Source organism: Klebsiella terrigena (assembly GCF_006539725.1).
In the GTDB taxonomy this organism is placed as follows: Bacteria; Pseudomonadota; Gammaproteobacteria; order Enterobacterales; family Enterobacteriaceae; genus Klebsiella; species Klebsiella terrigena.
This window is the reverse complement of record NZ_BJNO01000003.1, coordinates 1-26,750: the sequence shown is the minus strand read 5'-3', so window position 1 is coordinate 26,750 and position 26,750 is coordinate 1. Positions and strand designations below refer to the sequence as shown.

Annotated in this window: 26 protein-coding genes, 1 tRNA gene and 3 pseudogenes; 9 read left to right on the top strand and 21 right to left on the bottom strand. The window is 56.6% G+C overall.

Annotated elements, in window-relative coordinates; translation table 11 throughout:
* Positions 1 to 141 precede the first annotated feature (141 nt).
* From RTE01_RS05070 to pdxB, 4 genes are all read right to left on the bottom strand, one after another.
* Positions 142 to 801 carry a DedA family protein gene (locus RTE01_RS05070; RefSeq protein ID WP_041146598.1) on the bottom strand — a complete coding sequence of 220 codons (660 nt, stop codon included), beginning with the start codon at positions 799 to 801 and terminating at the stop codon, positions 142 to 144.
* Positions 802 to 948: 147 nt separating this feature from the next.
* Positions 949 to 1,761: a tRNA pseudouridine(38-40) synthase TruA gene (gene truA / locus RTE01_RS05065; RefSeq protein ID WP_041146599.1), complete on the bottom strand. Its 813-nt coding sequence runs from the start codon at positions 1,759 to 1,761 to the stop codon at positions 949 to 951.
* On the bottom strand, positions 1,761 to 2,774 hold the full coding sequence (locus RTE01_RS05060; protein ID WP_115192172.1) for an aspartate-semialdehyde dehydrogenase: 1,014 nt from the start codon (positions 2,772 to 2,774) through the stop codon (positions 1,761 to 1,763). The genes truA and RTE01_RS05060 overlap by 1 nt, the downstream gene beginning before the upstream one ends.
* A 62-nt stretch (positions 2,775 to 2,836) precedes the next feature.
* Entirely contained in the window at positions 2,837 to 3,973 is a 1,137-nt protein-coding gene (gene pdxB, locus RTE01_RS05055; protein WP_041146601.1) for a 4-phosphoerythronate dehydrogenase PdxB, read from the bottom strand.
* 109 nt (positions 3,974 to 4,082) lie between these two features.
* Here pdxB and flk point away from each other — a divergent pair, with 109 nt between their 5' ends.
* Positions 4,083 to 5,066 (top strand): flagella biosynthesis regulator Flk, encoded by a 984-nt coding sequence (gene flk, locus RTE01_RS05050; RefSeq protein ID WP_115192171.1) that lies wholly within the window; start codon positions 4,083 to 4,085, stop codon positions 5,064 to 5,066.
* A gap of 105 nt (positions 5,067 to 5,171) precedes the next feature.
* Here the strand turns inward: flk and RTE01_RS05045 are convergent, their stop codons facing one another.
* Complete coding sequence (locus tag RTE01_RS05045; RefSeq protein ID WP_134527185.1) at positions 5,172 to 6,347, bottom strand: MFS transporter; 1,176 nt, start codon at positions 6,345 to 6,347, stop codon at positions 5,172 to 5,174.
* Between the two features lie 111 nt (positions 6,348 to 6,458).
* Positions 6,459 to 7,676, bottom strand: coding sequence for a beta-ketoacyl-ACP synthase I (fabB, locus tag RTE01_RS05040; protein ID WP_041146604.1), 1,218 nt, complete (start codon positions 7,674 to 7,676; stop codon positions 6,459 to 6,461).
* 158 nt (positions 7,677 to 7,834) lie between these two features.
* On the opposite strand from fabB, the gene mnmC reads away from it, so the two are divergent.
* A complete protein-coding gene (mnmC, locus tag RTE01_RS05035) occupies positions 7,835 to 9,823 on the top strand; it encodes a bifunctional tRNA (5-methylaminomethyl-2-thiouridine)(34)-methyltransferase MnmD/FAD-dependent 5-carboxymethylaminomethyl-2-thiouridine(34) oxidoreductase MnmC (RefSeq protein ID WP_166793748.1) in 1,989 nt (662 codons plus the stop codon).
* 81 nt (positions 9,824 to 9,904) lie between these two features.
* On the opposite strand, the gene RTE01_RS05030 is transcribed toward mnmC, so the two are convergent.
* Genes RTE01_RS05030 through prmB form a run of 6 tightly spaced genes read right to left on the bottom strand, consistent with a single transcriptional unit; the run spans position 9,905 to position 14,451 of the window.
* Positions 9,905 to 10,180: a YfcL family protein gene (locus RTE01_RS05030; RefSeq protein ID WP_041146606.1), complete on the bottom strand. Its 276-nt coding sequence runs from the start codon at positions 10,178 to 10,180 to the stop codon at positions 9,905 to 9,907.
* A gap of 31 nt (positions 10,181 to 10,211) precedes the next feature.
* Positions 10,212 to 10,760, bottom strand: a complete 549-nt coding sequence (locus RTE01_RS05025) for an elongation factor P hydroxylase (RefSeq protein ID WP_041146607.1) — start codon at positions 10,758 to 10,760, stop codon at positions 10,212 to 10,214.
* Positions 10,760 to 11,569 (bottom strand): sulfite exporter TauE/SafE family protein, encoded by an 810-nt coding sequence (locus tag RTE01_RS05020; protein ID WP_041146608.1) that lies wholly within the window; start codon positions 11,567 to 11,569, stop codon positions 10,760 to 10,762. Before RTE01_RS05020 ends, RTE01_RS05025 begins: the two co-directional genes overlap by 1 nt.
* Positions 11,569 to 12,393 (bottom strand): penicillin-insensitive murein endopeptidase, encoded by an 825-nt coding sequence (gene mepA, locus RTE01_RS05015; RefSeq protein ID WP_041146609.1) that lies wholly within the window; start codon positions 12,391 to 12,393, stop codon positions 11,569 to 11,571. Before mepA ends, RTE01_RS05020 begins: the two co-directional genes overlap by 1 nt.
* A gap of 3 nt (positions 12,394 to 12,396) precedes the next feature.
* Complete coding sequence (gene aroC, locus RTE01_RS05010) at positions 12,397 to 13,482, bottom strand: chorismate synthase (protein WP_041146610.1); 1,086 nt, start codon at positions 13,480 to 13,482, stop codon at positions 12,397 to 12,399.
* Positions 13,483 to 13,518: 36 nt separating this feature from the next.
* Positions 13,519 to 14,451, bottom strand: a complete 933-nt coding sequence (gene prmB / locus RTE01_RS05005) for a 50S ribosomal protein L3 N(5)-glutamine methyltransferase (protein WP_041146611.1) — start codon at positions 14,449 to 14,451, stop codon at positions 13,519 to 13,521.
* Between the two features lie 166 nt (positions 14,452 to 14,617).
* Here prmB and smrB point away from each other — a divergent pair, with 166 nt between their 5' ends.
* Positions 14,618 to 15,169 (top strand): endonuclease SmrB, encoded by a 552-nt coding sequence (smrB, locus tag RTE01_RS05000; protein ID WP_134527191.1) that lies wholly within the window; start codon positions 14,618 to 14,620, stop codon positions 15,167 to 15,169.
* A gap of 21 nt (positions 15,170 to 15,190) precedes the next feature.
* Here smrB and sixA read toward each other — a convergent pair whose 3' ends face one another.
* From sixA to RTE01_RS04980, 4 genes are all read right to left on the bottom strand, one after another.
* A complete protein-coding gene (gene sixA / locus RTE01_RS04995; RefSeq protein WP_045856130.1) occupies positions 15,191 to 15,676 on the bottom strand; it encodes a phosphohistidine phosphatase SixA in 486 nt (161 codons plus the stop codon).
* A gap of 209 nt (positions 15,677 to 15,885) precedes the next feature.
* On the bottom strand, positions 15,886 to 18,030 hold the full coding sequence (fadJ, locus tag RTE01_RS04990; protein ID WP_141334753.1) for a fatty acid oxidation complex subunit alpha FadJ: 2,145 nt from the start codon (positions 18,028 to 18,030) through the stop codon (positions 15,886 to 15,888).
* Positions 18,030 to 19,340, bottom strand: coding sequence for an acetyl-CoA C-acyltransferase FadI (gene fadI, locus RTE01_RS04985; protein WP_141334751.1), 1,311 nt, complete (start codon positions 19,338 to 19,340; stop codon positions 18,030 to 18,032). The genes fadJ and fadI overlap by 1 nt, the downstream gene beginning before the upstream one ends.
* 157 nt (positions 19,341 to 19,497) lie before the next feature.
* Positions 19,498 to 19,782, bottom strand: coding sequence for a YfcZ/YiiS family protein (locus RTE01_RS04980; RefSeq protein WP_134527194.1), 285 nt, complete (start codon positions 19,780 to 19,782; stop codon positions 19,498 to 19,500).
* A gap of 371 nt (positions 19,783 to 20,153) precedes the next feature.
* Here RTE01_RS04980 and fadL point away from each other — a divergent pair, with 371 nt between their 5' ends.
* Positions 20,154 to 21,476 (top strand): long-chain fatty acid transporter FadL, encoded by a 1,323-nt coding sequence (fadL, locus tag RTE01_RS04975; RefSeq protein WP_041146617.1) that lies wholly within the window; start codon positions 20,154 to 20,156, stop codon positions 21,474 to 21,476.
* A 61-nt stretch (positions 21,477 to 21,537) separates the two neighbouring features.
* On the opposite strand, the gene mlaA is transcribed toward fadL, so the two are convergent.
* Entirely contained in the window at positions 21,538 to 22,299 is a 762-nt protein-coding gene (gene mlaA / locus RTE01_RS04970) for a phospholipid-binding lipoprotein MlaA (protein ID WP_041146618.1), read from the bottom strand.
* Between the two features lie 270 nt (positions 22,300 to 22,569).
* Here mlaA and RTE01_RS04965 point away from each other — a divergent pair, with 270 nt between their 5' ends.
* From RTE01_RS04965 to RTE01_RS04945, 5 genes and pseudogenes are all read left to right on the top strand, one after another.
* Positions 22,570 to 23,478, top strand: coding sequence for a formate/nitrite transporter family protein (locus RTE01_RS04965; protein ID WP_134527197.1), 909 nt, complete (start codon positions 22,570 to 22,572; stop codon positions 23,476 to 23,478).
* Between the two features lie 74 nt (positions 23,479 to 23,552).
* A tRNA-Arg gene (locus tag RTE01_RS04960) sits at positions 23,553 to 23,627 on the top strand.
* Positions 23,628 to 23,782: 155 nt separating this feature from the next.
* Entirely contained in the window at positions 23,783 to 24,220 is a 438-nt protein-coding gene (locus RTE01_RS26345) for an integrase arm-type DNA-binding domain-containing protein (RefSeq protein ID WP_255313506.1), read from the top strand.
* Positions 24,217 to 24,285: a hypothetical protein gene (locus tag RTE01_RS26570; RefSeq protein ID WP_406632634.1), complete on the top strand. Its 69-nt coding sequence runs from the start codon at positions 24,217 to 24,219 to the stop codon at positions 24,283 to 24,285. Before RTE01_RS26345 ends, RTE01_RS26570 begins: the two co-directional genes overlap by 4 nt.
* Before the next feature lie 360 nt (positions 24,286 to 24,645).
* Positions 24,646 to 24,738: pseudogene (locus tag RTE01_RS04945) on the top strand (integrase); the annotation flags it as partial.
* A gap of 16 nt (positions 24,739 to 24,754) precedes the next feature.
* On the opposite strand, the pseudogene RTE01_RS26340 reads toward RTE01_RS04945, so the two are convergent.
* The 4 genes and pseudogenes from RTE01_RS26340 to RTE01_RS04925 form a co-directional block, all read right to left on the bottom strand.
* Positions 24,755 to 24,820 (bottom strand): annotated as a pseudogene (locus RTE01_RS26340) (type VI secretion system baseplate subunit TssE); the annotation flags it as partial.
* A 106-nt stretch (positions 24,821 to 24,926) separates the two neighbouring features.
* Positions 24,927 to 25,295, bottom strand: a complete 369-nt coding sequence (locus RTE01_RS04935) for a DUF6201 family protein (RefSeq protein WP_134527200.1) — start codon at positions 25,293 to 25,295, stop codon at positions 24,927 to 24,929.
* Between the two features lie 2 nt (positions 25,296 to 25,297).
* Positions 25,298 to 25,729: pseudogene (gene tssK, locus RTE01_RS04930) on the bottom strand (type VI secretion system baseplate subunit TssK); the annotation flags it as partial.
* 2 nt (positions 25,730 to 25,731) lie between these two features.
* Complete coding sequence (locus tag RTE01_RS04925) at positions 25,732 to 26,103, bottom strand: type VI secretion system contractile sheath small subunit (RefSeq protein WP_141334749.1); 372 nt, start codon at positions 26,101 to 26,103, stop codon at positions 25,732 to 25,734.
* Between the last annotated feature and the right edge of the window lie 647 nt (positions 26,104 to 26,750).

Below are 26,750 nucleotides of genomic sequence, written 5' to 3'. Positions count from 1 at the left end.
CCATTTTTGACCCTTACAGACCATGAATGTTGCACATTAAATCATAACATCCCGTCACATGGGATAAAAAAGTGGTCGTACCGCTCACACTTCACTCTTCGGGCGGCGGCGCTCCGCCCGAAGATGATTAGGCTACGGTGATTATTTTGACTGCTTCGCCGCCGCGCGCTTGTGGCGAATGATTTCAATCACCCCCGGCAGCACGGACAGGAGAATAATAGCCACAATCAGCAGCTTCAGGTTTTCCTGGACGATCGGTAAATCGCCAAACAGGTAGCCTGCATAGGTGAACAGCAGCACCCACAGCAGCGCGCCAACAACGTTATAGGCCGCAAAATGACGATAGGACATGTGGCCCATTCCCGCCACAAATGGCGCAAAGGTTCTGACAATCGGCACGAAGCGAGCGAGGATAATGGTTTTGCCACCGTGACGCTCGTAGAACGCGTGGGTCTTGTCCAGATAGCTGCGGCGGAAGATTTTAGAATCAGGATTACTGAAGAGCTTTTCACCGAACAGCCGGCCGATCGTGTAGTTCAGGGCATCGCCGATAATCGCCGCGATAACCATCAGCACCACCATCAGATGCACGTTCAGATCGTTAGTCGGCAGCGCTGACAGCGCCCCGGCAACAAACAGCAGCGAATCTCCCGGCAGGAACGGTGTCACCACCAGACCTGTTTCGCAAAACAAAATCAAAAACAGAATGGCATAAACCCAGATACCGTACTCGGCAACCAGTTCGGCCAGGTGTACATCTATATGCAGGATGAAATCAATTAAAAAGCGGATCAGGTCCATACCGTTTTAGTCCTTAATAGCAATACGTAAAATCCTTCGCGGCGCAGCCAGGCGGCCGAGCGACGGCTGCCGGACCGCGCAAAAAAGCGGGTCCGGGAAAACCAGCGCGGCCGGCAAAACGGCGGCCTGAAGGATGAGGCGTATACGTCAGTCCGCCAGAAATAGCGGGCCCATCGGCATCACCGGCAGATCGAAATGGGCCGGATAATCAACCGACACCAGATACAATCCCTCGGCTTTGGCCGTCGCGGCGGCTAGCTTCCTGTCTTTTGCCGCCAGAAGTTCTGCAATCCAGCTCTCCGGCTGGTTACCGGCCCCTACTTCCATCAGGCTGCCGACAATATTCCTTACCATATGATGTACAAAGGCGTTTGCTTTGATATCGACCACCACATATGCGCCGTAACGCGTGACGCTAATGTGCTTCATGTTGCGCCAGGGCGTACGCGACTGGCACTGCAGCGCACGGAACGAGGTAAAATCATTCTCGCCCAGCAGGCACTGCGCCGCGCGCTGCATCCGCTCGGCGTCCAGGGGCTGGTGATAATGGGTCACCCCCTGGCTTAATACCCCCGGGCGCAGCCGGTGGTTATAGATAACGTAACGGTAGCGGCGCGCCGTTGCGCTGAAGCGCGCGTGGAACGCGTCCGGCACATGTTTCACCCAACGCACGGCAATGTCACCAGGCAGATTCGCATTCACGCCCAGCGTCCAGGCCGCGTCTTTACGCAGCGCGCGCGTTTCAAAATGCACCACCTGGCCGGTGCCGTGAACGCCGGCGTCGGTGCGGCCCGCGCAGAAGACGTTAATCGGTTCATTCGCCACCTGCGAGAGCGCCTTTTCCAGCTTCTCCTGCACGCTGCGTACTTCGTTCTGCCGCTGCCAGCCGTAATATTTACTGCCGTCGTACTCGATGCCCAGCGCGATTTTATAGACCGGCAGCTGCTCCATCTCAGACATCAGTAAAAATACTCCTGCACCAGCCTCTCGGCGGTTTTGACCGCCATCAGCGCGCCGCCGAAACGGACGTTGTCGGCAACGGACCAGAACTGAATCTGCTCCGGCATCCCGTAATCGTTGCGCACGCAGCCGACGGAGAGATGGGTGGTGCCGGAGGCGTCGCCAACCTGGGTCGGGAACTCACGCGCTTCGGACAGCTCGATATCTTCCCCGCGCGCAAAGGCATCGCGCGCCTCTTCTGCGGCCAGCGGACGCATGGCTTCGAAATTAACCATCTGCGCATGGCCGTAGAATACCGGCGACTGGACCACGCTTGCGGAGATCATCAGCCCTTCGTCCTGCAGGATCTTCCGCACTTCGTCGACGATACGTCGCTCTTCCAGCACGCTGCCTTCGCGATCGGGCAGAAGCGGCAGCATATTGAACGCCAGCTGACGGCCAAAGTAATCATCTTCATCAATCGGCATGCCGTTGAGCAGCTTAGCGCTCTGCCCTGCCAGCGCGCTGACGGCTTTTTTACCGTGGGCGGAAACGGAGAGCAGGCTGGTGACCTGAATACGCGACAGGCCGCCTTCGTCAATCAGCGGTTTCAGCGCGGCCAGCAGTTGGCTGGTCAGGCTGTTGGCCACGGCAATAACGTTACGATTGCGGTAATCAGCCAGCACGAATGGGTTGACGTCCGGCACGACCAGCGGGACGTCCGGCTCCAGCGCAAACAGGCCGCTGAGGTCGATAACCAGGCAGCCTGAGTTAGTCGCCTCATCAACGTAGGCCGCGGTAGCTTCGACGCCGGCGGCGAAAAAGGCCAGCTGGGCCTGGGTCCAGTCAAACTCCGCGGCGTCCTGTACGATGACCGACTTACCGTTGAAGCGCAGATGTTCGCCCGCGCTTTCGTTACGCGCCAGGGCGTAAATATCACCCACCGGGAACTGACGTTCAGCAAGGGTTTCGAGCAGGGCTTCGCCGACGGCGCCCGTTGCGCCCAGTATGGCAATATTCCAGCCTTCAGACATGGTGGTTTACTCCAGAAAAAAGCGACCCTGCAGGAGTATCCAACAGGGTTATTAAGAAGATATTAACGAACAGGGTGATGTAGGGCATTAAAGCCGAGCTGCCGCAACAGCGTCGCCGCCTGCTCATCGCTGCACTGTACGTACAGCGAAGACCATTCACGGCGTTCCTGGTAGTTTTTGCGCAGCTTGTCAAATTCACCCGCAGCACCGGCCACTTTTCGCAGCGGCGCATCGTCGCGGCGCACATCATACACCAAATGGACCAGCCTTTTCAGGGTTGCCTGATCGAGCGCGCCGTGGAGAGTGATACGGCCAAACTCCGGCGCTGGCAGCAGGGTGTCCAGCGCAACCTGCTGCGGATGGCCGATAAACGCGCTGTAGGCTTCAAACACCTGGGTCGTCCCGCGCGCTTTCCCTTCAAGGGTATAGCCCGCGATATGCGCGGTACCGATATCCACGCGATCCAGCAGCTCAAGGTTAAGATCCGGCTCCGGCTCCCAGACGTCCAGCACCACGCTCAGCGGCTGCCCGGCCTGCAGGCACTTCAGCAGCGCGCCGTTATCCACCACCGGACCACGGCAGGCGTTAATTAACACCGTTCCCGGCTTCAGGCGGCTAATCAGCGCCTCATCCGCGAGGTGCAGCGTCTTGTACTGCCCTTCTTTATATAAAGGCGTGTGGAACGTCAGCACATCGGCCTGCTGAACCAGCTCGTCGAGGCTGCGGAAATCGCCCTCATCACCGCGATCCGCGCGCGGCGGATCGCAAAGCAGCGTTTTAATCCCCAGCGCTTCAAGACGTTTTTGCAGCCGCCCGCCGACGTTGCCCACCCCTACGATCCCGACGGTACGATCGGTCAGCGCAAAGCCGTCGCGCTCGGCCAGCATCAGCAGCGCCGAGAAAACATACTCAACTACCGCAATGGCGTTGCAGCCCGGTGCGGCGGAAAATCCGATCCCCGCCTGCTGGAGCCACGCCTGATCGACATGATCGGTGCCCGCGGTCGCGGTACCGACGAACTGAATAGCCTTACCGGCAAGCAGTGCTTCATTGACTTTAGTGACGGAGCGGACCATCAGCGCGTCGGCATCGGTCAGCGCTTCAGCCGGAATTGGGCGGCCGGGGACCGCCCTCACCTCGCCCAAACGGCTAAAAAGCTCACGGGCATAGGGCATATTTTCATCAACGAGGATTTTCACGGTTCAGTACCTGTCTGAGAACGAGAGTAAACCGGGGAAGTGTGCCATAATCTCGCCGCCAGGAACATCATCACCGGGCCTCAGTACAGTAATACGGAAAGGATTAATCATGACACAACCCGTTTCAGGTATGTCCGATCGCCCTCCGGGGACGGCTCCCTCCGGTGCGCCCGTCGCCGGGGAGCTTTCGCTGACCACCCAACAACGCACCGTTCTCGAGCGACTGATCACCCGCCTGGTGGCGCTAACATCGCAGCAGAACGCGGAAGTGTGGGCCGGAATCAAGCACGATCTGGGACTGAAAGGCGATGCGCCGCTGCTGGCATGCCATTTTGCCGCCGCCGAAAGTCACCTGAACCAGCGCCTGACCGTTGCGCAGCAAAACCATCACCACCGTCAGACTCTGGCGCAGCTCGGCGAGCTGCTGAGTCAGGGCAACAATCGTCAGGCGGTGAGCGATTATATTCGCCAGAATTATGGCCAAACTACGCTACACGCGCTGACCCAGCAGCAGCTTGAGAACGTGCTGCAGCTGCTGCAAAACAGCCGGCTGTCGATTCCGTCGCCCCAGCAGCGTCAGCCTACGCTGCGCCCGCTGCTGCCGGCGGAGCACAACACGCTGAATCAGCTGGTGACCCGTCTTGCCGCCGCAACCGGCGAGCCCGGTAAGCTTATCTGGCAATCGATGCTGGAGCTGTGCGGCGTGAAAACCGGCGAGCTGATCCCGGCAACGCATTTTACCCCGCTCTCCTACTGGCTTCAGGCGCGGCAAACGCTAAGCACCCAGGCCAGCCCGACGCTCAACTCGCTGCAGGCAGCGCTGAAGCAGCCGCTTGAAGCGCAGGAGTGGCAGAAGATCGCCGATTTTGCCCGCAACAGCTGGCACGTGACGCCGCAGTCGACGCTGAGCTCCAGCCAGATACTGACGCTGTTAAACAAAGTTTTCGTGCTGCGGGTAGCGCGCGCCCAGGAAACCCTGGCGATCCCCTCGCTGCAAACGGAGGCCACCCCGCTCTCCGCGCGGCTCAAAAAGCCGTGGCTTATCCTGCTGGCACTGGCCGCGCTGGTACTGATATGGCTTATGGTTGCGTAGCGCCTGCCGCCAGAGAAACTCCGTCACCGGACGGCTAAAGTTACCCTTACGGTAACGCCCGCGCAAGGCGGGCGGCCCTCACTCTTCGAGGACCGAGCCATAAGGCTATTTTCGTAGTGATACCAGGGTGACGACGATACCCAGTGCGGCGCAGACGGCCGCCGCCAGGAAGACGGAGGAGTAGCCCAGAGACGTCGCCAGCAGTCCGGCAAGCGGACCGCTGATACCGTATGAGATATCCTGAAACGCCGCATAGCCGCCGAGCGCGGTGCCCCGTACCTGTGGCGGAACGCGTTTCACCACCTCCACACCCAGCGACGGGAAGATAAGCGAGCAGCCGCAGCCGGTCAGCGCGGCGCCGGCTAAGGCGGTCCAGGCATCCGGCGCCAGCCACAGCAGCGTCAGGCCCGCGGCCTCAATCAGCAGCGAGACCATCGCCACCTTCACCCCGCCGAAGCGATCGGGCATCCAGCCAAAGAGGATGCGCATCAGCACGAAGGCGCCGCCAAAAGCGGTCAACGTAAAGCCGGCCATCGCCCAGCCGTTGCTGGCGAAGTAGAGCGAGACGAAGGTGCCAATCACCGCAAACCCGACGCCCTGCAGGCCAAGGCCGATCCCTGGACGCCAGATCATACCGACAACGCTCCACAGCGACGGACGTTCGCCACCGTGCGCCGGAACTCTGCGGACCGTGCCGTTAATCGCGAAAGCCAGCAGCGGCAGCGCCATGGTGACGCAGGCCAGCACGGCAACGCCGTACTGCGTGTAGATCAGCAGCCCCAGCGGGGCGCCGGCCGCCAGCGATCCGTATATGGCCATTCCGTTCCATGACATGACTTTCCCCGAGCGCGTCGGCCCGACGAGGCCCAGCCCCCAGCTCAGGTTACCGGTTAGCAGCTGGCTTTCGCCAAAGCCAAGGATCAGGCGGCCCAACACCAGCAGCGCAAATTTTGCCACAATCGATACTGGCAGCAGCGCCGCCAGCAGCCACGCGGCGCCGGCCAGCGCGCAGGCGAGCATGCCCTGCAGCACCGAGCGTTTCGCCCCGTACTGGTCGGCCAGGCGACCGGCGTAGCCCCGCGTCAGCACCGTCGCCAGAAACTGAATTCCGACGGCGATGCCAACCATCGTGTTGCCAAAACCGAGCTCGTGGTGCACGAAAAGGGGGATCACCGGCAGCGGAAGGCCAACGGTCATGTAGGTCAGAAAGACGGAGAACGTAATGCGAAATAGCGAAATATTCGCCGAAGAGGGATGCGTTGTTTTTGTCGCTGCGGACATGCTTTACTCCAGTTCGCAGAGTAAGACGAGGTGAGTGTGCCTCCCTGCGCCAGGCTCTATCAATAATGCAAAAAAGGGAGCCTGTTGGCTCCCTTTTCAATTACTGACTGACTATGCGTCGTGTTTACGCATTACCAGGGTGGCGTTGGTGCCACCAAAACCGAAGCTGTTGGACATCACGGTGGTCAGCGCACGTTCAGTCGGCTTAGTCACGATGTTCAGGCCTGCGGCCTGCTCGTCCATCTCGTCGATGTTGATGCTTGGGGCGATAAAGCCGTGTTCCAGCATCAGCAGAGAGTAGATAGCTTCCTGTACGCCAGCGGCGCCCAGCGAGTGGCCGGTCATCGCTTTTGTTGCGGAGATTGCCGGGCTGTTATCGCCGAAGACTTCACGGATTGCGCCCAGCTCTTTCACGTCGCCAACCGGCGTTGAGGTACCGTGGGAGTTCAGGTAATCAATCGGGGTGTCAACGCCCTGCATCGCCATGTGCATGCAGCGGACTGCGCCTTCGCCAGACGGAGCAACCATGTCAGCGCCATCGGAAGTTGCGCCGTAGCCGACGATTTCCGCATAGATGTGTGCGCCACGAGCCAGAGCGTGCTCCAGCTCTTCAACCACAACCATACCGCCGCCGCCAGCGATAACGAAACCGTCGCGGTTCGCATCATAGGTACGGGACGCTTTGTCCGGGGTTTCGTTGTATTTGGTGGACAGCGCGCCCATTGCGTCGAATTCGCAGGCCATTTCCCAGCACAGCTCTTCGCCGCCGCCGGCAAAAACGATATCCTGTTTGCCCAGCTGAATCTGCTCTACGGCATTGCCGATACAGTGTGCGGAAGTCGCACAGGCGGAGCTGATAGAGTAGTTAACGCCGTGGATTTTGAACGGCGTGGCCAGGCAGGCAGAAACGGCAGAGGCCATCGCTTTGGTCACCACGTACGGGCCAACGGCCTTCAGGCCGCGCGGGCTACGCATCGCATCTGCGCCAAACACCTGATATTTTGAAGAGCCGCCGGAACCGGCGATCAGACCGACGCGCGGGTTATTTTGATAAACTTCTTCTTTCAATCCTGCGTCTTCTACGGCCTGCTGCATTGAGAGATAGGCGTAGATGGAGGCATCGTTCATAAAGCGAACCACTTTACGGTCGATCAGACCGGTGGTATCCAGCTTAACGTTGCCCCATACGTGGCTGCGCATACCTGAATCTTGAAATTCCTGAGAGAAAGTGATCCCTGAACGTCCTTCACGCAGAGATGCCAGGACTTCCTGCTGGTTGTTACCGATGCTGGAAACGATGCCCAAGCCAGTAATAACTGCACGTTTCATTCAATACCTCTGTAAGTCGCACTATTTTAAGTTTCGAGTCGCACAATAGCGTACACTTGTACGCCGAACAAGTCCGATCAGCCATTTTGTGTATAAATTTGCGCCTCCCGGCACACATCGTTAAGATCGTTCTACGCCTTGAGATTCGAGTAACTTACGTGAAACAAAACGCCATACAACCTGCCAACCTGGAATTCAACGCTGAGGGTACACCTGTTTCCCGAGATTTCGGCGACGTGTACTTTTCCAATGACAACGGTCTGGAAGAGACCCGCTACGTTTTTCTCGGCGGCAACCGCCTCGGTGAACGCTTTCCCGTTCATTCCCAGCCGCTGTTTGTGGTGGCGGAGAGCGGATTCGGCACCGGCCTCAACTTCCTTACGCTGTGGCAGGCGTTCGACGTTTTTCACCGTGACTACCCCGAAGCTACCCTGCAAAGATTACATTTCATCAGTTTTGAAAAATTTCCGCTCACCGCCGCCGATCTGTCCCTCTCCCACCAGCACTGGCCGGAGCTGGCGCCGTGGGCGGAGCAGCTGCAGGCACAGTGGCCACTGCCCGTTGCCGGCTGCCACCGGCTGCTGCTTGATGACGGACGCGTGACCCTCGATTTGTGGTTCGGCGATATCAACGAGCTGACCCTTGAGCTTGATGACTCCCTTAATCAGCAGGTCGATGCCTGGTTTCTCGACGGGTTTGCGCCGGCAAAAAACCCGGATATGTGGACGCCAGAGCTCTTCGCGGCCATGGCCCGGCTGGCAAAACCGGGCGGAACCCTGGCAACCTTCACCTCCGCAGGTTTTGTCCGTCGCGGCCTGCAGGAAGCCGGCTTCACCATGCATAAGCATAAAGGCTTCGGCCGCAAGCGAGAGATGCTGATCGGCGAGATGAGCCGAAAGCTGAACCTGCCCGCGCGCGCGCCGTGGTTTGCCCGCACCGCCAGCGAAAAACGCGAGGTGGCGATTATCGGCGGTGGAATTGCCAGCGCCCTGCTGTCACTCGCGCTGCTGCGCCGCGGCTGGCAGGTGACGCTCTATTGCGCCGACGATGCCCCTGCCAAAGGCGCATCCGGCAACCGTCAGGGAGCGCTGTATCCTTTGCTCAGCCAGCACGACCCGGCCCTGACCCGCTTCTTCCCCGCCGCATTTACCTTCGCGCGCAGGATTTACGACGCGCTGCCGGTCACCTTCGACCACCAGTGGTGCGGCGTGACGCAGCTCGCCTGGGATGAGAAAAGCGGGCAAAAAATCGCCCAGATGCTTGAGCTCAATCTGCCGGCGGAAATTGCCGCCGCCGTCAGCGCCGAGGCGGTGGTGCAGACGACCGGCGTCGAGACCGGCTGCGGCGGGATCGCCTATCCCGCAGGAGGCTGGCTCTGCCCGCAGCAGCTGACGGCCGAACTCCTCGCGCTGGCGGCGACCCGAGGGCTACAGACGCGCTATGGCTTTAAGGTGGAGACACTCACCGCCGAGGGCGACGGCTGGCAGCTGAACCAGCGCCAGCAGCATGCCGTGGTGGTACTGGCGAACGGCCATCAGCTGACAACCTTCAGCCAAACCGCGCAGCTGCCGGCCTATCCGGTGGGCGGCCAGGTTAGCCATATCCCGACGACGCCGGGGCTTTCTCAGCTGCGCCAGGTGCTGTGCTATGACGGCTATCTGACGCCGCAAAACCCGCGTAACCAGCAGCACTGTATCGGAGCCAGCTATCATCGCGGGCAGACGGAAACGGCGTTCAGCGCCGAGGACCAGCGGCAGAACCGTCAGCGCCTGGTAGACTGCTTCCCCGGTGCGCAGTGGGCCCAGGAGGTCGATACCAGCGCCAACGAGGCTCGCTGCGGCGTGCGCTGCGCCACCCGCGACCACTTACCGATGGTCGGCAACGTGCCCGACTATGATGCTACGCTTGCCCGGTACGCTCAGCTTGCCGGGCAGAAGGAGGATGCGCCCTCTGCACCGGTGCATAGCAATCTCTATCTTCTTGGGGCATTGGGATCGCGCGGGCTGTGCTCCGCTCCGTTAACGGCGGAAATTTTGGCGGCACAGATGAGCGGTGAACCGCTGCCAATGGATCGCGAAACGCTGGCGGCGCTCAATCCCAATCGGCTATGGGTGAGGAAACTGCTGAAGGGAAAAGCAGTGAAATAATCCGTTGAGGTAGCCCGGACGGCACTCTCCGGGCTATTCCCCGACCTCGCAATGCGCGGCCAGGGCTATCGAGCAGGCTGTTTAGCGTTTTGCCTGCTGATACAATTTATTCCACATATCCTGAACGAGGATCTGGTCCGGCGGCGAAAGCTCTCCCGCACCGATCGCTTTTTCCAGGCTATGAGTCACCCGGTCACTGATCGCCTGCGGCGAGTGATCGTCTCCGCCTTCCAGCTCGGCTACCGCCAGCGTCAGGTGGCCACGCAGATAGCCGCCGGCAAACAGTTCATCATCGCTGGCGTGGTCTACCATTTCGTCGATTAGCGCCAGAATGCGTGATTCAAACTCCGCGAGCATTGTCTTTCCTCTTCTAGTGTAAAGCGTGGCCTTAGTGCAGGTCTTCCGGCCACGGAAATTGTTCTGCCGTCAGTGGCGGCGTTTGATAATATTTTTGTAATGCCTGAATAAATCGTGCCGGACGTTCCGGGATCCCCTGCTCCAGATAGCTCATGACCTGGGCATGGACCCGCCGCTGAAAGGCAATGCGATCGGGCTCGACGTCCCCTTCCAGGTTGTCGCAGCTGACGTTAAACGGGAAGCCCGCCGCCACGCAAAACAGCCAGTCAAACGCCTGGGGCTTCACTTCGACATCTTCAAACTGACACTGAGTCATCGCATCGCGGCCGTCCGGGCAGTACCAGTAGCCGAAATCAACCAGTTCACGACGCGCTTTCCCGGCAATACACCAGTGCGAAATTTCGTGCAGGCCGCTGGCATAAAAGCCGTGGGCAAAGACGATACGGTTAAAAGGTACGTCGTCATCAGCCGGAAGATAGATCGGTTCGTCATCGCCTTTAATCAGACGGGTATTAAAATCGTCGGCGAAGCAGCCGTCAAAAATAGCGATCAGCTGCTCATAATGGTGTTGCTGTTGCATTAATTCATTCCCAACCACTGCAGGATTTCCGCCCCGTGGCTGTCATAAAGAAGTTTCGCACTCATCACTGCGGACACGACCACGATCATCGGTCGAATCAGCGATTGCCCTTTGCTCAATACCAGCCGTGAGCCCGCGCGGGCGCCGATAAACTGCCCCGCCATCATCACGAATCCGGTGGCCCAAATCACTTTGCCGCCAATAATAAACAGCAGCAGGCCGCCAACGTTAGAGGTCGCGTTGAGCACCTTCGCGTGAGCGGTTGATTTTGCAAGGTTGAACCCCGCCAGGGTCACAAAAGCCAGGGCGTAGAACGAGCCGGCGCCCGGGCCGAAGAAGCCGTCATAGAACCCCACGCAGCCGCCGGCAATAAGCGCGAACGGCAGGCCGTACAAACGACGCTGGCGATCCTCCTCGCCTAGTTTCGGCATCAGCAGGAAATAGAGGCCAATCCCGATAATCAGGATCGGCAAAATCTGCTTGAGGATATCGGACTGCACGTGCTGAACCAGCAGCGCACCGCCGGTGGAGCCGATAAAGGTCATCACAATATTCAGCTTCTGATCGGCGAGGTTCACCACCTTGCGGCGGATAAAGTAGAGCGACGCGGAGAGCGAGCCGCCGCAGGCCTGCAGCTTGTTGGTCGCCAGCGCCTGCGCCGGAGGAAGCCCCGCCGCCATCAGCGCCGGAACGGTCAACAGCCCGCCGCCGCCGGCCAGAGAATCGATAAACCCGGCGAGGATAGCGACGAAGAAAAGCACTACCAGTACCGTAGGCGAAACCATAAACAGGTCGATAAAACTATCCATTAAAGAACGTGCTCATCCAGTAGCGCCTGGCAGGAAGGCGGCAGCGGAGGCGGCGTCTTCTTCACAGGAGGGGTTGATCCGGGTTTCGGGGGTTCGAACCAGCTTTGCAGCTCAGCACCGCAGCCATCGCCGGCAGGCGGCGGCGCCTGCTCTTCGCACTCCAGGCTTCCGGCAGGGCAGCGCAGGCGGACGTGCATATGCGCGCGGTGCTGGAACCACGGGCGAACCTTATGCAGCCAGTCGCGATCGCTTCCGGCATCAAGGCAGAGCTGCTGTTTGATGGCCGGGTTAACGAAGATGCGCGTGACCTCGCTATCTTCCGCCGCCAGCTTGATCAGCTGGCTAATTTGCGGGCTCCAGCGCGCCGGGACAACGCGCTTGCCGTCGCCGGAGACCAGATCCAGCGCCTGCGGCTTCAGCAGCTGCGCCGGGCTCCAGCGCGTCTGCGGCAGCTGGAGGAAAATATCCACGTCCAGGCCGCTCTGATGACTGGCGTGGCCGCCGTTAAAACGCCCGCCGGCGGGCATGCCCATATCGCCAATCAGCATCGTGCCCATTCCCCGGCTATGCACCTGATTGCTCAGGCGCTGGATAAACCGGACAAGATCGGGGTGGCCGAAATAGCGGCGCTGGTCGGTACGCATCACCTGGTAGTTTACCGAGTTCAGCGGCAGCGCCTGGGCTCCCACAATACAGCCGTTAGCAAAAGCGCCGATAGACTGCGCGCTGCCGCCTATCGGCTGAGTGATTTTTTGCCACGGCGTTGCCGCAGAGCAGGCAGAGCTGGCCACGAGCGCCAGCAGAGCGATAACGGTTTTTTTCATCGATTACCAGCGTGGAATTGATGTCGTCACGTCGCCGTTTTGCGCGCGTTGACGCATAAAGTGATCCATTAACACAATCGCCAGCATCGCTTCCGCGATCGGCACCGCGCGGATCCCCACGCACGGATCGTGCCGCCCTTTGGTGATCATCTCGACTTCTTCGCCAAAGCGGTTAATGGTATGTCCCGGAACGGTGATGCTGGAGGTCGGCTTCAGCGCAATATGCGCGACAATCTGCTGACCGCTGCTGATCCCGCCGAGCACGCCGCCCGCATGGTTGCTCTGGAAACCGGCTTTGGTTATCTCATCGCGGTTTTCGCTGCCGCGCAGCTTAACCACCTCAAAGCCGTCGCCAATCTCAACGCCTTTCACCGCATTGATGCTCATCAGCGCGTGGGCAATGTCGGCATCCAGGCGGTCGAATACCGGCTCACCGAGTCCCGGAGGCACGCCATCGGCTACAACGGTGATTTTTGCGCCAATCGAGTCACCTTCTTTTTTCAGGCCGCGCATCAGCTCATCAAGGGCGTCGATTTTATCCGGATCGGGACAGAAGAACGGGTTCTGTTCAACCTGCTCCCAGTCTTTAATGGCCAGCGGGATATCGCCCATCTGGGTCAGGCAGCCGCGGATGACGATGCCAAACTTCTCCGCGAGGAACTTCTTGGCGATCGCCCCTGCCGCAACGCGCATCGCGGTTTCGCGCGCCGACGAGCGTCCGCCGCCGCGATAATCGCGCAGGCCGTACTTCTGCTCGTAGGTATAATCCGCGTGGCCGGGACGAAAAACGTCTTTAATCGCACCGTAATCCTGCGAACGCTGGTCGGTATTCTCAATCAGCAGACCAATGCTGGTGCCGGTGGTGACGCCTTCGAATACGCCGGACAGGATCTTAACCTGGTCCGGTTCGCGGCGCTGGGTGGTATAGCGCGAGGTGCCGGGACGACGGCGATCCAGATCGTGCTGCAGATCGGCTTCGGTCAGCGGGATGCCTGGCGGTACGCCGTCGACGATGCAGCCCAGCGCCAGGCCGTGCGACTCGCCGAAGGTGGTTACGCGAAAGAGTTGTCCAATTGTATTTCCTGCCATCACGGCTCCGTCATGTTTGCGTGTTGTTTTTGCTTTTTAGTCTTTATAAATACCGAAATGCACTCGGGCGGCGATCAGCTGCGGTTTGGTCAGCATAAACACGCCGTCTCCGCCGTTATCGAACTCAAGCCAGGTGAACGGGACATCCGGATACTGTTCAATCAGATGTACCATGCTGTTACCGACTTCACAAATCAGAATACCGTCATCGTTGAGGTAATCCGGGGCGCAGGCGAGAATGCGGCGGGTTAACTTCAGACCGTCGCTGCCTGAGGCCAGCCCAAGCACCGGCTCATGGCGATATTCGCCCGGCAGATCGGACATATCTTCTTCGTCGACATACGGCGGGTTGGTGACGATCAGGTCATACTGCACCTTCGGCAGGTCGCGGAACAGATCGGAGCGAATCGGCGTAACCTGATGGATAAGCCCGTGCTCTTCCACGTTTTGTTCGGCGACGGCCAGCGCGTCAGGGGAGATATCCACCGCGTCGACTTCCGCTTGTGGGAAGGCATAGGCGCAGGCGATGGCGATACAGCCGCTGCCGGTGCACATATCGAGGATGTGCTGCGGCTGATGGTCGATCAGTCCGGCAAACTGGTTTTCGATAAGCTCGCCAATCGGCGAGCGCGGCACCAGCACGCGCTCATCGACGTAAAACTCATGGCCGCAGAACCAGGCTTTGTTGGTCAGATAGGCGACCGGAATGCGCTCGTTGACGCGGCGAATCACGCGCTCAACGATGCGGTGCTTTTCACTGGAGGTCAGGCGCGCAATGCGCATGTCTTCCGGGATGTCCAGCGGCAGGTACAGCGAAGGCAGCACCAGCTGCACCGCTTCGTCCCACGGGTTGTCGGTGCCGTGACCGTACCAGATATTCGCCGCGCTGAAGCGGCTTACCGCCCAGCGCAGCATGTCCTGAATGGTCTGCAGCTCATTGACTGCTTCATCAACAAAAATTTTATCCACGCCATCCTCCAGGACACGCTCTACTGTAAATTCGGCGGCTAGTTTGCCACGAAGACGGCGATAAATCAGCATTCTTACGTCAGGCAGAGGGGGAAAAGTACGTTTTGCTTGCCTGGATCTACTCCGGGTCGGGTAAACTAGCGCAAAGAAAAGATGAGAGTGGGCAATGAAAAAGAAAACATCGCTTAGCGTGGAGGATCAGACGCTGTTCCGTCAGCTCATGACCGGCACGCGTAAGATTAAGCAGGACACTATCGTTCACCGCCCGCTGCGCAAGAAAATAACCGAAGTGCCGCCGAAGCGGCTGCTTCAGGAGCAGGCCGACAACAGCCACTACTTTTCGGATGAGTTTCAGCCGCTGCTGAATACCGAGGGGTCGGTAAAATACGTCCGTTCGGACGTGAGCCACTTTGAGTTGAAAAAGCTGCGCCGCGGAGACTATTCGCCCGAGCTGTTTCTTGACCTGCACGGTTTAACCCAGCAGCAGGCAAAGCAGGAGCTGGGCGCGCTGATTGCCGCATGCCGCCGGGAACACGTATTCTGCGCCTGCGTGATACACGGCCACGGAAAGCATATTCTGAAGCAGCAAACGCCATTATGGCTGGCGCAGCATCCGCATATTATGGCCTTCCATCAGGCGCCAAAAGAGTACGGCGGAGACGCCGCACTGCTGGTGCTGATTGAGATTGAAGAGTGGCAACCGCCGGAGCTTCCGTAATACGTCGGCTCCGGGGGGAGATTAGATAGCTTTCGCCATCTTCAGGTTGCAGGGGCTCATCTGCCAGTTGAATTCGCCCTTGCCGTTGGCATCGAGCGTCACGCAGGCAATGGCCGAGGTCGTGAACATCGGGGGAGTCTCTCCCGGGCAGAGCTCTGAGACGAGGTACCCCACTAACGGCAGGTGAGAAACGACCAGCGCCGTTGCCACACCTTCATTCGCCAGCGCCTGAAGATAGGCGTTGACCAGGCCAACGTCGCCGCACGGCGTCAGCTCCGGCATGACGTCGACGTTCTTCGGCAGGTTCATGCACTCTCTTACGATATCCAGCGTCTGTTCTGCACGCAGATAAGGACTCACAAGAACCCGCTCAATATCCACTTTCTGACCTTTCAGCCAGGTTGCCATCTGACGAGACTCATCACAACCGCATGCGGTTAATGGACGAACCGAGTCACTGGCTGCATCGAGGGCAGCGTCGCCGTGACGCATGATAAAAACTTGCATATTGCACCGCTTTTGTTAACCAGAAGCACCGTAGTCTTGCCCGCGAAGGTAATACGCAGTCGACTCAGTGGCCGGGCATTGTGCCTGATCCATCCAACGAATGAAACGCTGTTTTTTACCTCAGTGGCGTAAGTATAGTCAATGATTGTTTACAAAACAGCCAATCGACAGCGTCATTCATCGTCGGATTTATCTTCTTTGACCAGAACTTAGGTCGTCCGTTCGCCAGCGGGCCAAAATGTCGCCCCCTGCTCGGCCATGCGCAATAAATTTTCACATGGCGTAAAACGCGGGCCGTACTGAGCGGCCAGACGCTGCAAAATTGCAACCACTTCACCCACCCCGGATGTATCCATATAGCGGAACGGGCCGCCAAGAAACGGCGGGAAGCCAATACCAAACACGGCGCCGATATCGCCATCGCGGGCGCAGCGAATAACCTGCTCATCGAAGCAGCGCGCCGCTTCATTGAGCATCATCATCACACAGCGTTCCGCCACCTGCTGCGCTGACAATCGCGCCTGCGGAGCAGAAATCCCCAGTAGCGAGTAAATTGCCGCATCGGGTCGTTTTTTGCTTGTACGCCCTTTTTTCTCATAAAGATAGAAACCGCGGCTATTTTTTCTGCCTTTGCGATCGTCATTCAAGATCGCATTAATGATATTTGCAGGCGGACTAAAACGTTCTCCCCACGCCGATTCCAGAACGGGAATAATTTTGGTGCCGGTGTCGATACCCACTTCATCGAGCAGCTGGATAGGCCCTACCGGAAAGCCGAATTTAACCAGTGCGTTATCGATATGCTCAACGGGTTCACCTTCCATCAGTAAACGCATCGCCTCGTTAATGTAAGGGGCGAGAATGCGGTTAACGTAGAAGCCGGCTTTATCCGCCACCACGATCGGCGTTTTACCCTGCATTTTTGCCAGCCGGACCACCGTGGCGACGGCCTGCGGGTCCGTATGCTGGTGCGGGATAACCTCCACCAGCGGCATTTTTTCAACCGGGCTGAAATAGTGCAGGCCGATCACCCGCTGAGGCCTGCTGGCCTGCGCCGCAATCCCGGCGATCGGCAGCGACGACGTATTGGAGGCAAAGATCGTCTCCGGGCCGCAATGCTGTTCTATTTCGGCAACCATGCGCTGCTTAAGCGCTAAATCCTCGAATACGGCTTCGATCACCACATCGCGGTGGGCAAATCCTTGATAATCCGTGGTCCCGGAGATAAGGGCCAGCTGGCGGTCGCGCTCGCTGGCGCGCATGTAGCGGCGGCGTACCTGCTTGTCCAGCAGCGCCCAGCTGTACTTCAACGCATGGTTAATCCCGCTGGCCTGAATATCCTTGATTCGCACCGGCAATCCGCCTTTGCTGGCGGTAACGTAAGCTATCCCCCCGCCCATCAGGCCGCCGCCGAGAACGGCGACGCTGTTTAAAGGCCCGGCTTCAGCCTCGGCACCGCGATCTTTTTTCAGCTCGGTGCTGGCAAAGAAAATAGAGCGCAGCGCCTGCGATTGCGGCGTCATCGCCAGCTCGCCGAAGGCTCTCGCCTCCTCGGCGTAGCCGCTGCTGCAGCCATGAGCCAGCCCGTTCTCAATAACCTGCAGAATTTTTTTCGCGGCGGGATAGTTGCCCTGGGTCTTCTGCTGCGTCTTCTTCGCCACCAGCCTAAACAGCAGATTACGCCCTAGCGGGCCGGCAAGAACACGCTCGCGCATTGGCATATTGCGGCTTGCCGGACGCCCTTTCAGCGCCAGTTCCACCGCCGTTTGCAGTAAAATAGCCTGCGGTACCACATCGTCCACCAGCCCGGCCTTAAGCGCCTGTCTGGCGCGCAGCTGTTTGCCGGTGAGAATCATCTCCAGCGCGCTGCTGACGCCAATCAACCGCGGCAGCCGCTGCGTGCCGCCGGAACCCGGCAGTAAACCCAGCTGCACCTCAGGCAGACCAAGGCGGGTTTTATCATCATCGCTACAGACTCGCCCATGGCAGGCCAGCGCCAGCTCAAGGCCTCCGCCAAGGCAGGCACCGTGGATAGCGGCGATCGCCGGAATAGTCAGCCCGTGGAGCTCGGCCATGATCTGCTGCCCCTGACGAGCCAGCGCCTCCGCCTCTTCCGCGCTGGTACAGCGGGCAATCATATTGATATCCGCCCCGGCGATGAAGTTGTCCGGTTTAGCAGAAATGATCACCACGCCACGCAGGGATTTGTTATCACGGATCTGGCGGATAATAGCCCGCACCTGGCTGCCAAACTCGGCCTTCAGGGTATTCATTTTTTCGCCTGGCGTATCGATGGTGATAACCGCCACGTTGTCCGGACGAATATCAAGAGTAAACGCTGATGCAGGAGTCATTACTCCACCTCCAGAATCATGGCTGCGCCTAAACCGCCCGCCGCACAGGCGGTGACCAGACCAAACCCGCCCCCTCTGCGCCGCAGCTCGTGCAGCGTTTGCGTGATCATCCTCGCGCCGGTCGCGGCAAAAGGATGGCCGTAGGCAATAGAGCCGCCGAGGACGTTAAATTTGCTGTCATCCACTTCGCCAGTGGCCTGCGAGCGGCCCAGCACTTCGCGGGCAAAACGATCGCTTGCCAGACACTTCAGGTTGGCCAGCGTTTGCGCGGCAAACGCCTCATGCATATCGATAAGGGTTAAATCAGCGAGGGTCAGACCCGCCCTTTCCAGCGCCAGAGGCGTTGACCAAGCCGGCCCCAGCAGCATGTCCTGCTGAACGTCGATGGCGGTGAAGGCGTAGCTGCGCAGATAGCCCAGCGGGGTTAATCCCAGCTCTTTCGCCCGGGATTCCGTCATCATCATCACCGCCGCCGCGCCGTCGGTTAGCGGCGTACTGTTGGCCGCGGTGACCGTGCCGTGCTTGCGATCGAAAGCCGGTCGTAACTTTTGGTAATCAGCGAGGGTAGAATTCTTACGAATATTGTTATCGCTTTCTACAGGCTCGCGGAACGGCGGCGCGTAGGCGGTCATTACTTCTGCTGCAAGCTTTCCCTCTTCCCAGGCTTTGGCCGCCAGCTGATGGGAACGAAGCGCCAGCGCATCCTGCTGTTCACGGGTGATGCCCCAGCTTTTTGCCATCTGCTCTGCGGTATCGCCCATCCGCAGCCCGGTCGAGTATTCGGCGACGGCGGGTGGTACCGGTAAAAGATCGCGCAGGCGCAGGCGAGAAAAAAGCTTCAGCCGCTGGCCAAGGGTGCGCGCCTTATTGGCATCCACCAGCGTGCGGGCCAGCTTTTTACTTACGCCGATAGGCAGTACCGATGAGGAGTCGGCGCCGCCGGCAATGCCCGCGCGGATCGTTCCGGCCATCAGGCTTTCGGCGACGTTAGCGACGGCCTGGAAGCTGGTCGCACAGGCGCGGCTGACGCTATAGGCATCGGTGTGCACGCTCATGCCGGTGCCAAGCACGATCTCGCGCGCAATATTCGGCGCTTCCGGCATCTGTACCACCTGGCCAAAGACCAGCTGTTCAATAATCTGCGGGGGAATATCGCTGCGAGCCAGCATTTCACTGATGACCATTTTTCCCAAATCAATCGCGGGAACGCCGTGAAATACCGTTGCCTGACGGGCAAACGGCGTACGTAAACCGCTGACGATGGCAATGCGATCGCCCTGACGGGTGACAAGCGGTAGTGCCTGACTCATAACTCTCCCCTGTTAACCGATAAAACCAAGTGGTCTGACCTGATAACAGTTTTAACTAATTTTTTACATTAAGCCAATCGGAGAAGCAAAAAAGTGGGAGCCAAAACACATTGAAAGGAGAAGATGACGCCCCGCAGAAAGGGGCGTCAGAACGGAATTAACGCAGGCCGAGCTGGAAAATCAGGGTTTCCGCTTCGCAGCAGAATACAAAATCGATATCCAGCTGCACGCCGCCTTCAACCTCGGTAAAGGTCGGGATAATTTTGCACGGATCGGATTCCACGCCGCGAGCTCTTTCGCTCAACGCCGCCAGGGTTTCGTCTGCTTCAGCGCGTTTGGCAAACACGCGGCTGTAGGAAGCGGTGCAATCGGTGTTGTCCATAATGGTGCCAACATCCATACAGCAGCAAACCGGGGTTTCATCTGCACTAACTTTACTCATCGTAGATTTCCTCTGTATATGCACACAAGGGTGCCAGACAATTAATAGGCTTATTTTACGCCCGGGCGAGGAGTGCCTCCAGTCGTTAATGACGACAACGGCGCTAAGTGACCGAAATCACACTTAAAAATGATCCAAAACAAGAATTACCCGAATCAGCCCCCTGGGTGAAGGCAAATTTGCCAGCTGGATCGCTTTTTTCGTATCACAATTGAAAAATCTCATAAACAAACTTGCAACATCTCATCTGGTCAGACCTATACTCAGCGCACTGGTCTGATTTCTCTGTCGTAAAGCAGACCCTACACTTCGCGCTTCTGTTACGGCATGTAACATAGTTTAAATAAAAATAACTCAATGAGGTTATGGGCATGAGCCAGAAAACCCGCTTTACCCAATCTGCCCTCGCAGTGGCTGTAGCACTTGTTTCCACACAGGCCTGGTCAGCAGGCTTTCAGTTAAACGAATTCTCTTCATCAGGCCTTGGTCGCGCCTACTCCGGTGAAGGTGCAATTGCTGACGATGCGGGCAATGCCAGCCGTAACCCAGCATTGATTATGATGTTCGATCGTCCAACCATGTCTATGGGCGCGGTATTTGTCGATCCCGATGTCAACATGTCGGGCAACTCGCCAACGGGCAAAAGCCTGAACGCCAAAAATATTGCGCCAACCGCATGGGTACCTAACTTCCACTTCGTGTCGCCGATTAACGATCAGTTTGGCTGGGGGGCATCGATTACCTCTAACTACGGTCTGGCTACCGAGTACGCCGACGATTATGCCGCCGGCAGCATGGGGGGAAAAACCGATTTAACCACCGCCAACTTCAACCTGAGCGGCGCCTATCGCCTGGACAGCCACTGGAGCTTTGGCTTAGGGTTTGACGCGGTGTATGCGAAGGCCAAGATCGAGCGCTACGCGGGCGATCTGGGGCAGATCGTTGCCGGTTCAGGCGCCTTGCCGCCGCAGCTGGCGGGCCCGGTATCGAAAATCCCTGCGGATACGCAGATTGCGCACCTGAACGGTAACGCCTGGGGCTTCGGCTGGAACGCCGGTATTCTTTATGAACTTGATAAGAATAACCGCTATGGCTTCACCTACCGTTCTGAAGTGAAAATCGACTTTGACGGTAACTACAAGAGCAGCCTGCCGTCAGCGTATAACCAAATCCTCGGCAATTTCGGCCTTCCGGCCGGGACCAACGGGCAGACTACCGATGGTTCTCTGACCCTGAACCTGCCTGAAATGTGGGAGCTGTCCGGCTACAACCGCGTCGCACCGCAGTGGGCGGTTCACTATAGCCTGACCTACACCAGCTGGAGTCAGTTCCAGGAGCTGAAAGCGACCGGCAGCAACGGCGAGACGCTGTTCTATAAAGATGAGAGCTTTAAGGATGCCTACCGCATCGCGCTGGGTACCACCTATTACTACGACGATAACTGGACCTTCCGTAGCGGTATCGCCTTTGATGATAGCCCGGTTCCAGCCTCTAACCGCTCCATCTCCATTCCGGATCAGGACCGTCTGTGGCTGAGCGCGGGTACCACCTACGCCTTCAATAAAGATGCATCCGTAGACGTTGGCGTCTCCTACATGCACGGCCAGCACGTAGAGATCAAAGAAGGTCCTTACACCTTCCGTTCTGAAGGCAAGGCCTGGCTGTACGGCGCAAACTTCAACTACCGCTTCTGATAAGCTGACGGCATAAAAAAGGGTGAACGCGATGTTCACCCTTTTTATTTATATCAACAGATTACTGCGAGTCGATATCTTTCAGATCGCCCTCAATCGCCTGGGCGTTCGGGTTATCTGCCGGCGTGAGCTTGCCGCCGTTAGCGATAAAGTCATGGCGCTGGAAGTAGGCTTCACGCACCAGGATATACGGATCTGAGGACTGGCGCAGCAGGCCATCGGAATCCAGCAGCTGGGCTCGGGTCTCTACCCCTTCAACCGCCCACTTACCGATAGACATCGGCCAGGTCAGCCAGGAGAGCACCGGATAGAGTCCATCAGCCATATCACCGCCTTCATCACGCAGCGTAAAGCTTCCGTAGAACGGCAGCTGCACGTACGGGCCATAGCCAACGCCGTAGTGACCCAGAGTGCTACCAAAGCGATGCGGCTCGACGCGCTGCAGCTGCGGATTAGCCATCCCGGCGACGTCAATCAGGCCGCCCATCCCGAGAATAGTGTTAAGGAAGAAGCGGGTAAAGTGCACCATACCTTTATAGGGATCGCCCTGCAGGAAGTAGTTGGCCATCACCGCCGGTTCTTCAAGGTTGCTGGTAAAGTTACTCAGCCCATTACGCGCCGGCTGCGGGACATAGTCACGCCATGCCACGGCTACCGGACGCAGAACGTACGGATCCACCACGTTAAAGTTGAAGTTGAACATCGTACGGTTAAACCCTTCAAGCGGGTCTGAACGCCCTTGCGGCCGATCGCCAGAGCTGGAACTGGCACATCCCACCAGCATTGTGGCGCCGAGCGCAAGCGCCGACAGGCGATAATTCATAGGTGTGTCTCCCTGTTAATTTTGGCTATCGCTGTGGGTCATCCGGGGACTGCAGCCTCGATGAAGATATCGCCCGAAGCAAGGTGCACTCTGGTGCCTGCTTTCAGCATAGCCCTCTTTGGTATAATTGTTGCGTCCTGATTCTATACATATTTTGCAATATTCGTATTGCTATTCTTGCCATTGCACAAAAAATAGGATGTTCACCAGCGCCGTCCACGAAAAATATCTCTACGCTTATGATAATGAAAAATCATTGAGGGAAACGGCATGACTCCACGTCCAGAATCGCCCGATCGCCACAGCGGTAAAGAAGAGATAGAAGTTGAGAGCGACGAGAACCAGCAGGGCGAGGAAATAGAGGTGGATGAGGATCGTCTGCCCTCTCGCGCCATGGCCACGCATGAAGAGATCCGCCAGGAGGGTCAGAAGGAGCTTGAGCGCGACGGCATGGCTCTGCTTTGGTCAGCGGTCGCTGCGGGCCTGTCGATGGGTGCCTCGCTGGTAGCAAAAGGCATTTTTCACGTGCATCTTACCGATATCGCAGGCGGGTATTTGCTGGAAAACCTCGGCTACACCTTCGGTTTTATCATCGTTATCATGGCCCGCCAGCAGCTGTTTACCGAGAATACCGTAACCGCCGTGCTGCCAATCATGCATAAACCCACCCTCGGTAACGTCGGCCTGTTGTTACGTCTGTGGGGCATTGTGCTGGCGGGCAACCTCATCGGCACGGCCATCGCCGCCTGGGCCTTTGATGTTATGCCAATCTTTGACCCTGCCACCCGCGACGCCTTTGAGAAAATCAGCCTGAAGGTCATGCAGAACACGCCGGGCGAAATGTTTGCCAACGCGATTATTTCCGGCTGGCTGGTTGCAACGATGGTGTGGATGTTCCCCGCCGCCGGTGCGGCAAAGATCGTGGTCATAATTATGATGACCTGGCTTATTGCACTCGCCGATACCACCCATATTGTGGTCGGCAGCGTCGAGATATTTTATCTGGTCTTCAACGGCTCGCTGCCGTGGCAGGAGTTTATCTGGCCGTTCGCCCTGCCGACGCTGGCCGGCAATATTTGCGGCGGGACGTTTATTTTCGCCCTGCTCAGCCATGCCCAGATCCGTAACGACATCAGTAATGAGAAAAAAGCGCAGGCTAAAGCTAAAAAAACGCGCTAAGTGGCGATAGATTAAGCAGTCAGCCGATAGCTGCTTAACCTGTAAGGAAAAAAACGCTATAATCCCGCCGCTTCGTCCCCTTAGTTAAATGGATATAACGAGCCCCTCCTAAGGGCTAGTTGCAGGTTCGATTCCTGCAGGGGACACCATTTCGACCGCTCCTGATACCTACCTAATTCGATAAAATCCCCTTACAATCAATGAAAAACCCTCTACATTGGCTACGCGAAGTCAACGGATGTCTCCCCATTTCAACGTGAATCAATAAGCGCCTGGTGGCCTTAGTGGGGGCTTATCCTGTTCAATGAAAAATGAGCCCTCCAAACTATCCTTAAATGCTCGTCAGGTTGAGACAGCAAAGCCCAGAGATACTGCCTATAAGCTCTCAGATGGCAGAGGGCTCTATCTCATGGTCAACGCTAAGGGTTCAAAGTACTGGCGCATAAAATATCGATATGCCGGGAAAGAGAAAAAGCTGTCATTGGAATCTATCCCGACATATCACTTGCAGAAGCTCGTACTAAGCGAGAGGAGGCACGAAAGGTATTGGCGAACGATTAGGATTCCGGAAAGGTCAAAAAAGCCGCCCAGCGAGCCAAAGCTCTCGGTTACCAACACATTTGAAGCTATAGCTCTCGAATGGTGCAACGCAAAAGTATCTGGCTGGTCGAAGAGTTATGCTGATTACGTCAAGCGAGTTTTAAAAATAATGTTTTCCCCTATCCAGGCTCTAAGCCGGTGAATGAAATAAAGCCACTGGGGCTTTTATCCGTATTGCAACGAATGGAAAAACGGGGGAGAGCCTGAGCTCGCAAGCAAAGTACGCTAGCGTTGTAGTGAGTGTTTTCGCTACGCGATTGTTACAGGTCATGCTGAATACAACTCAGCAGCCGATCTTGGTAGCGCTTTGCAAAGCCATGAGAAACAGCACTATCCCTTTCTTACCGCCGCCGAGCGGCCTGAGTTTTTGCAAAAGTTATCCAGCTACTTTGGAAGTCTTATTACTCTTCTCGCAACCAGGTAGCTCATACTGACACGCTTGTGAAAAGTAGAGTTGTGTCTGGCTGAATGGAGTGAAATAGACTTCGATAATCGTACCCGGGAAATTCCCAAAACTAGAATGAAAATGAAACGTACTCATGTTGTCCCACTATCGGCTCAATCCTTGAGCGTCCCCACCAATCCCTGAATAACCTGACACCGGAAGAGTACCGGATGATGGCCGAAAAACCAGAAACCTCAAAAAATGCGTGGAACTAAGACGGATGTGCTTACAGATGACCTGGTTTTCTTCACTGACCTGGTGAAGATCAAGGCCGCCGACAAAATTGCCGTAAAGCATTTCGCACAAAAAAGGTCTGTTTCGGGGCACGATTGATGTCCATTTTCAATTAATGGCTTAAGAGTTAAAATAACTTTACCCATAATTTAATCCTTGCTGGGATTAGCTACTTGCTAAATTCGTATGAATCATAGCCTTCCGGTCCAGGAAAAAATAAAGAATGATCATCTCCGTATTGGAATTCTATACCATCATATGCACCCATATTAGAAGTACCATAGTATGGAGACGGTTTGAAAATCACCTCCCCGGACTTACTGTAAACAATAAAAAAATAATCTTCATCCTTTAAATATTTGTAAAGTGACATTGGAGAGATTATTTTACCATGGTAAATTATCACCTTATAATTCTTATCAGGACTATATAACTCATATACTTTAGAATAAGATGCAGGAATGATCGTTGATGGTAAAATTAACCAAGCAACCATTAATACTACAACAAACACTTTCAGCGCCACTCGCTTCATCATAAAACAACCACCTTATCCCCATTCTCGTACCCCACGAGCTCCTGGACCACCACACGCTCGGCTTTCCAGCGACGAGGCCGCTCACTGTCCTGTCCGTTATCCAGGTTACTGGCGCTCAGCAGCGGCAAGGCGGCAACTACCTCAACAGCCTCACTGCCGGCAGCAGAGGATAAATCACAGACCGGGGGAAGATTGTCAGCCAGGCCTGTATCAACCAGGGTACCGTCCTGAAAGCGCACCACCAGGCAGGTAGCGTTCAGGCGTGAGAGTGCCAGCGCGGTATCATCAAATTCTGCGGCAATCACTCCCCAGGGATGAGAGATTCCCATCCGGGCCACTATATCGGTAACGTGCGCACTCCAGCGGGCCTGCTGCTGAAACTGCTGGGGAGCCAGAGCGGCCCCGTCCTCCCAAAGGGGACGATAAATTTTCATCGCTAATTTCCCCTGGCCTTATGACCTGGATTACGGCATCCGGCGACCCCGTAATGGGTGGACGCCCATGCCTTCCACCGGGAAGTGCAAAATGTCAGACCGATGTTGTTTTCGCTACCGTCATCAGCAAGGCTATTCTTAACGGTAAGATTCCCTTTTGGGGAATATTCGGAAAGAATAGCGTTGAAGTTATTGTTATTAACATTGCCTTTTTCATACACTGATAATGCCGCAGTCAACTGACCGTTACTTAAATCAGCCGCAACCATTAACCTCAGTGGCAACTCTATTTTATTGATCGCCCTGCACGTTGAAAAATAAAACCTTATATTGACGCACGAATTAGGCAACTCATTTTGGAAACTTTCAGCCATCTAATCATCCCTCTGCTTATCACGATGCACGTTTTCACGTTTCGATTCCTTAGAGGCGATAATAGAATAATGATGATTAAAAGATCAAAAATAAATACACTCAAGCCAAAACAATAAAATAACCAGGATTTTTCGTCTAATTATTAATAATGAGCTGCACTGGGGCGGCAGGAAAACAAACTATCGCCATCCAAAATAAACAATCATTTATATCGAAGAAGGCAATACCGTCAGAGCATTGTTTAAAATACGCTCCTGGGTTGATGTAAATCAACGTTTGAAAAACAAAACCACCAATTAATAACAAGGATAAATATATACGGAGTGAAATATTAAAGGGGAATATAAAACTTGCAACAAATGGATTTAACTCCTCAAAACTATGATCGCAGAACCTGTCAGTAAGTTTGTGTAACTACCATCGTATTAAAGTCGATCGCTCAGGCGGTTCCCCCTTCCTTACAGCCCTTACAGCGGCAGAACTTCCCGAGGTTTTATGCAAACTCGCACATTATTCAGGAAGTCTCATTCCTCTTCCGGCAGGCGGCAGTGACCGACAGGAATTCTCATCCCTGCAGGCCACTCAGCCGTAAGCAACTACTCCACTCCGGTCCTGACACAAGGTAATCAAACTAACTTAGAACCAG

Bases quoted from the DNA above. Each gene is read 5' to 3' on its own strand.
- RTE01_RS05070 (WP_041146598.1), bottom strand. From the start codon at position 801: ATGGACCTGATCCGCTTTTTAATTGATTTCATCCTGCATATAGATGTA.
- truA (WP_041146599.1), bottom strand. From the start codon at position 1,761: ATGTCTGAGATGGAGCAGCTGCCGGTCTATAAAATCGCGCTGGGCATC.
- RTE01_RS05060 (WP_115192172.1), bottom strand. From the start codon at position 2,774: ATGTCTGAAGGCTGGAATATTGCCATACTGGGCGCAACGGGCGCCGTC.
- flk (WP_115192171.1), top strand. From the start codon at position 4,083: ATGACACAACCCGTTTCAGGTATGTCCGATCGCCCTCCGGGGACGGCT.
- RTE01_RS05045 (WP_134527185.1), bottom strand. From the start codon at position 6,347: ATGTCCGCAGCGACAAAAACAACGCATCCCTCTTCGGCGAATATTTCG.
- fabB (WP_041146604.1), bottom strand. From the start codon at position 7,676: ATGAAACGTGCAGTTATTACTGGCTTGGGCATCGTTTCCAGCATCGGT.
- RTE01_RS05030 (WP_041146606.1), bottom strand. From the start codon at position 10,180: ATGCTCGCGGAGTTTGAATCACGCATTCTGGCGCTAATCGACGAAATG.
- RTE01_RS05025 (WP_041146607.1), bottom strand. From the start codon at position 10,760: ATGCAACAGCAACACCATTATGAGCAGCTGATCGCTATTTTTGACGGC.
- RTE01_RS05020 (WP_041146608.1), bottom strand. From the start codon at position 11,569: ATGGATAGTTTTATCGACCTGTTTATGGTTTCGCCTACGGTACTGGTA.
- mepA (WP_041146609.1), bottom strand. From the start codon at position 12,393: ATGAAAAAAACCGTTATCGCTCTGCTGGCGCTCGTGGCCAGCTCTGCC.
- aroC (WP_041146610.1), bottom strand. From the start codon at position 13,482: ATGGCAGGAAATACAATTGGACAACTCTTTCGCGTAACCACCTTCGGC.
- smrB (WP_134527191.1), top strand. From the start codon at position 14,618: ATGAAAAAGAAAACATCGCTTAGCGTGGAGGATCAGACGCTGTTCCGT.
- sixA (WP_045856130.1), bottom strand. From the start codon at position 15,676: ATGCAAGTTTTTATCATGCGTCACGGCGACGCTGCCCTCGATGCAGCC.
- fadJ (WP_141334753.1), bottom strand. From the start codon at position 18,030: ATGACTCCTGCATCAGCGTTTACTCTTGATATTCGTCCGGACAACGTG.
- fadI (WP_141334751.1), bottom strand. From the start codon at position 19,340: ATGAGTCAGGCACTACCGCTTGTCACCCGTCAGGGCGATCGCATTGCC.
- RTE01_RS04980 (WP_134527194.1), bottom strand. From the start codon at position 19,782: ATGAGTAAAGTTAGTGCAGATGAAACCCCGGTTTGCTGCTGTATGGAT.
- fadL (WP_041146617.1), top strand. From the start codon at position 20,154: ATGAGCCAGAAAACCCGCTTTACCCAATCTGCCCTCGCAGTGGCTGTA.
- mlaA (WP_041146618.1), bottom strand. From the start codon at position 22,299: ATGAATTATCGCCTGTCGGCGCTTGCGCTCGGCGCCACAATGCTGGTG.
- RTE01_RS04965 (WP_134527197.1), top strand. From the start codon at position 22,570: ATGACTCCACGTCCAGAATCGCCCGATCGCCACAGCGGTAAAGAAGAG.
- RTE01_RS26345 (WP_255313506.1), top strand. From the start codon at position 23,783: ATGAAAAATGAGCCCTCCAAACTATCCTTAAATGCTCGTCAGGTTGAG.
- RTE01_RS04935 (WP_134527200.1), bottom strand. From the start codon at position 25,295: ATGATGAAGCGAGTGGCGCTGAAAGTGTTTGTTGTAGTATTAATGGTT.
- RTE01_RS04925 (WP_141334749.1), bottom strand. From the start codon at position 26,103: ATGGCTGAAAGTTTCCAAAATGAGTTGCCTAATTCGTGCGTCAATATA.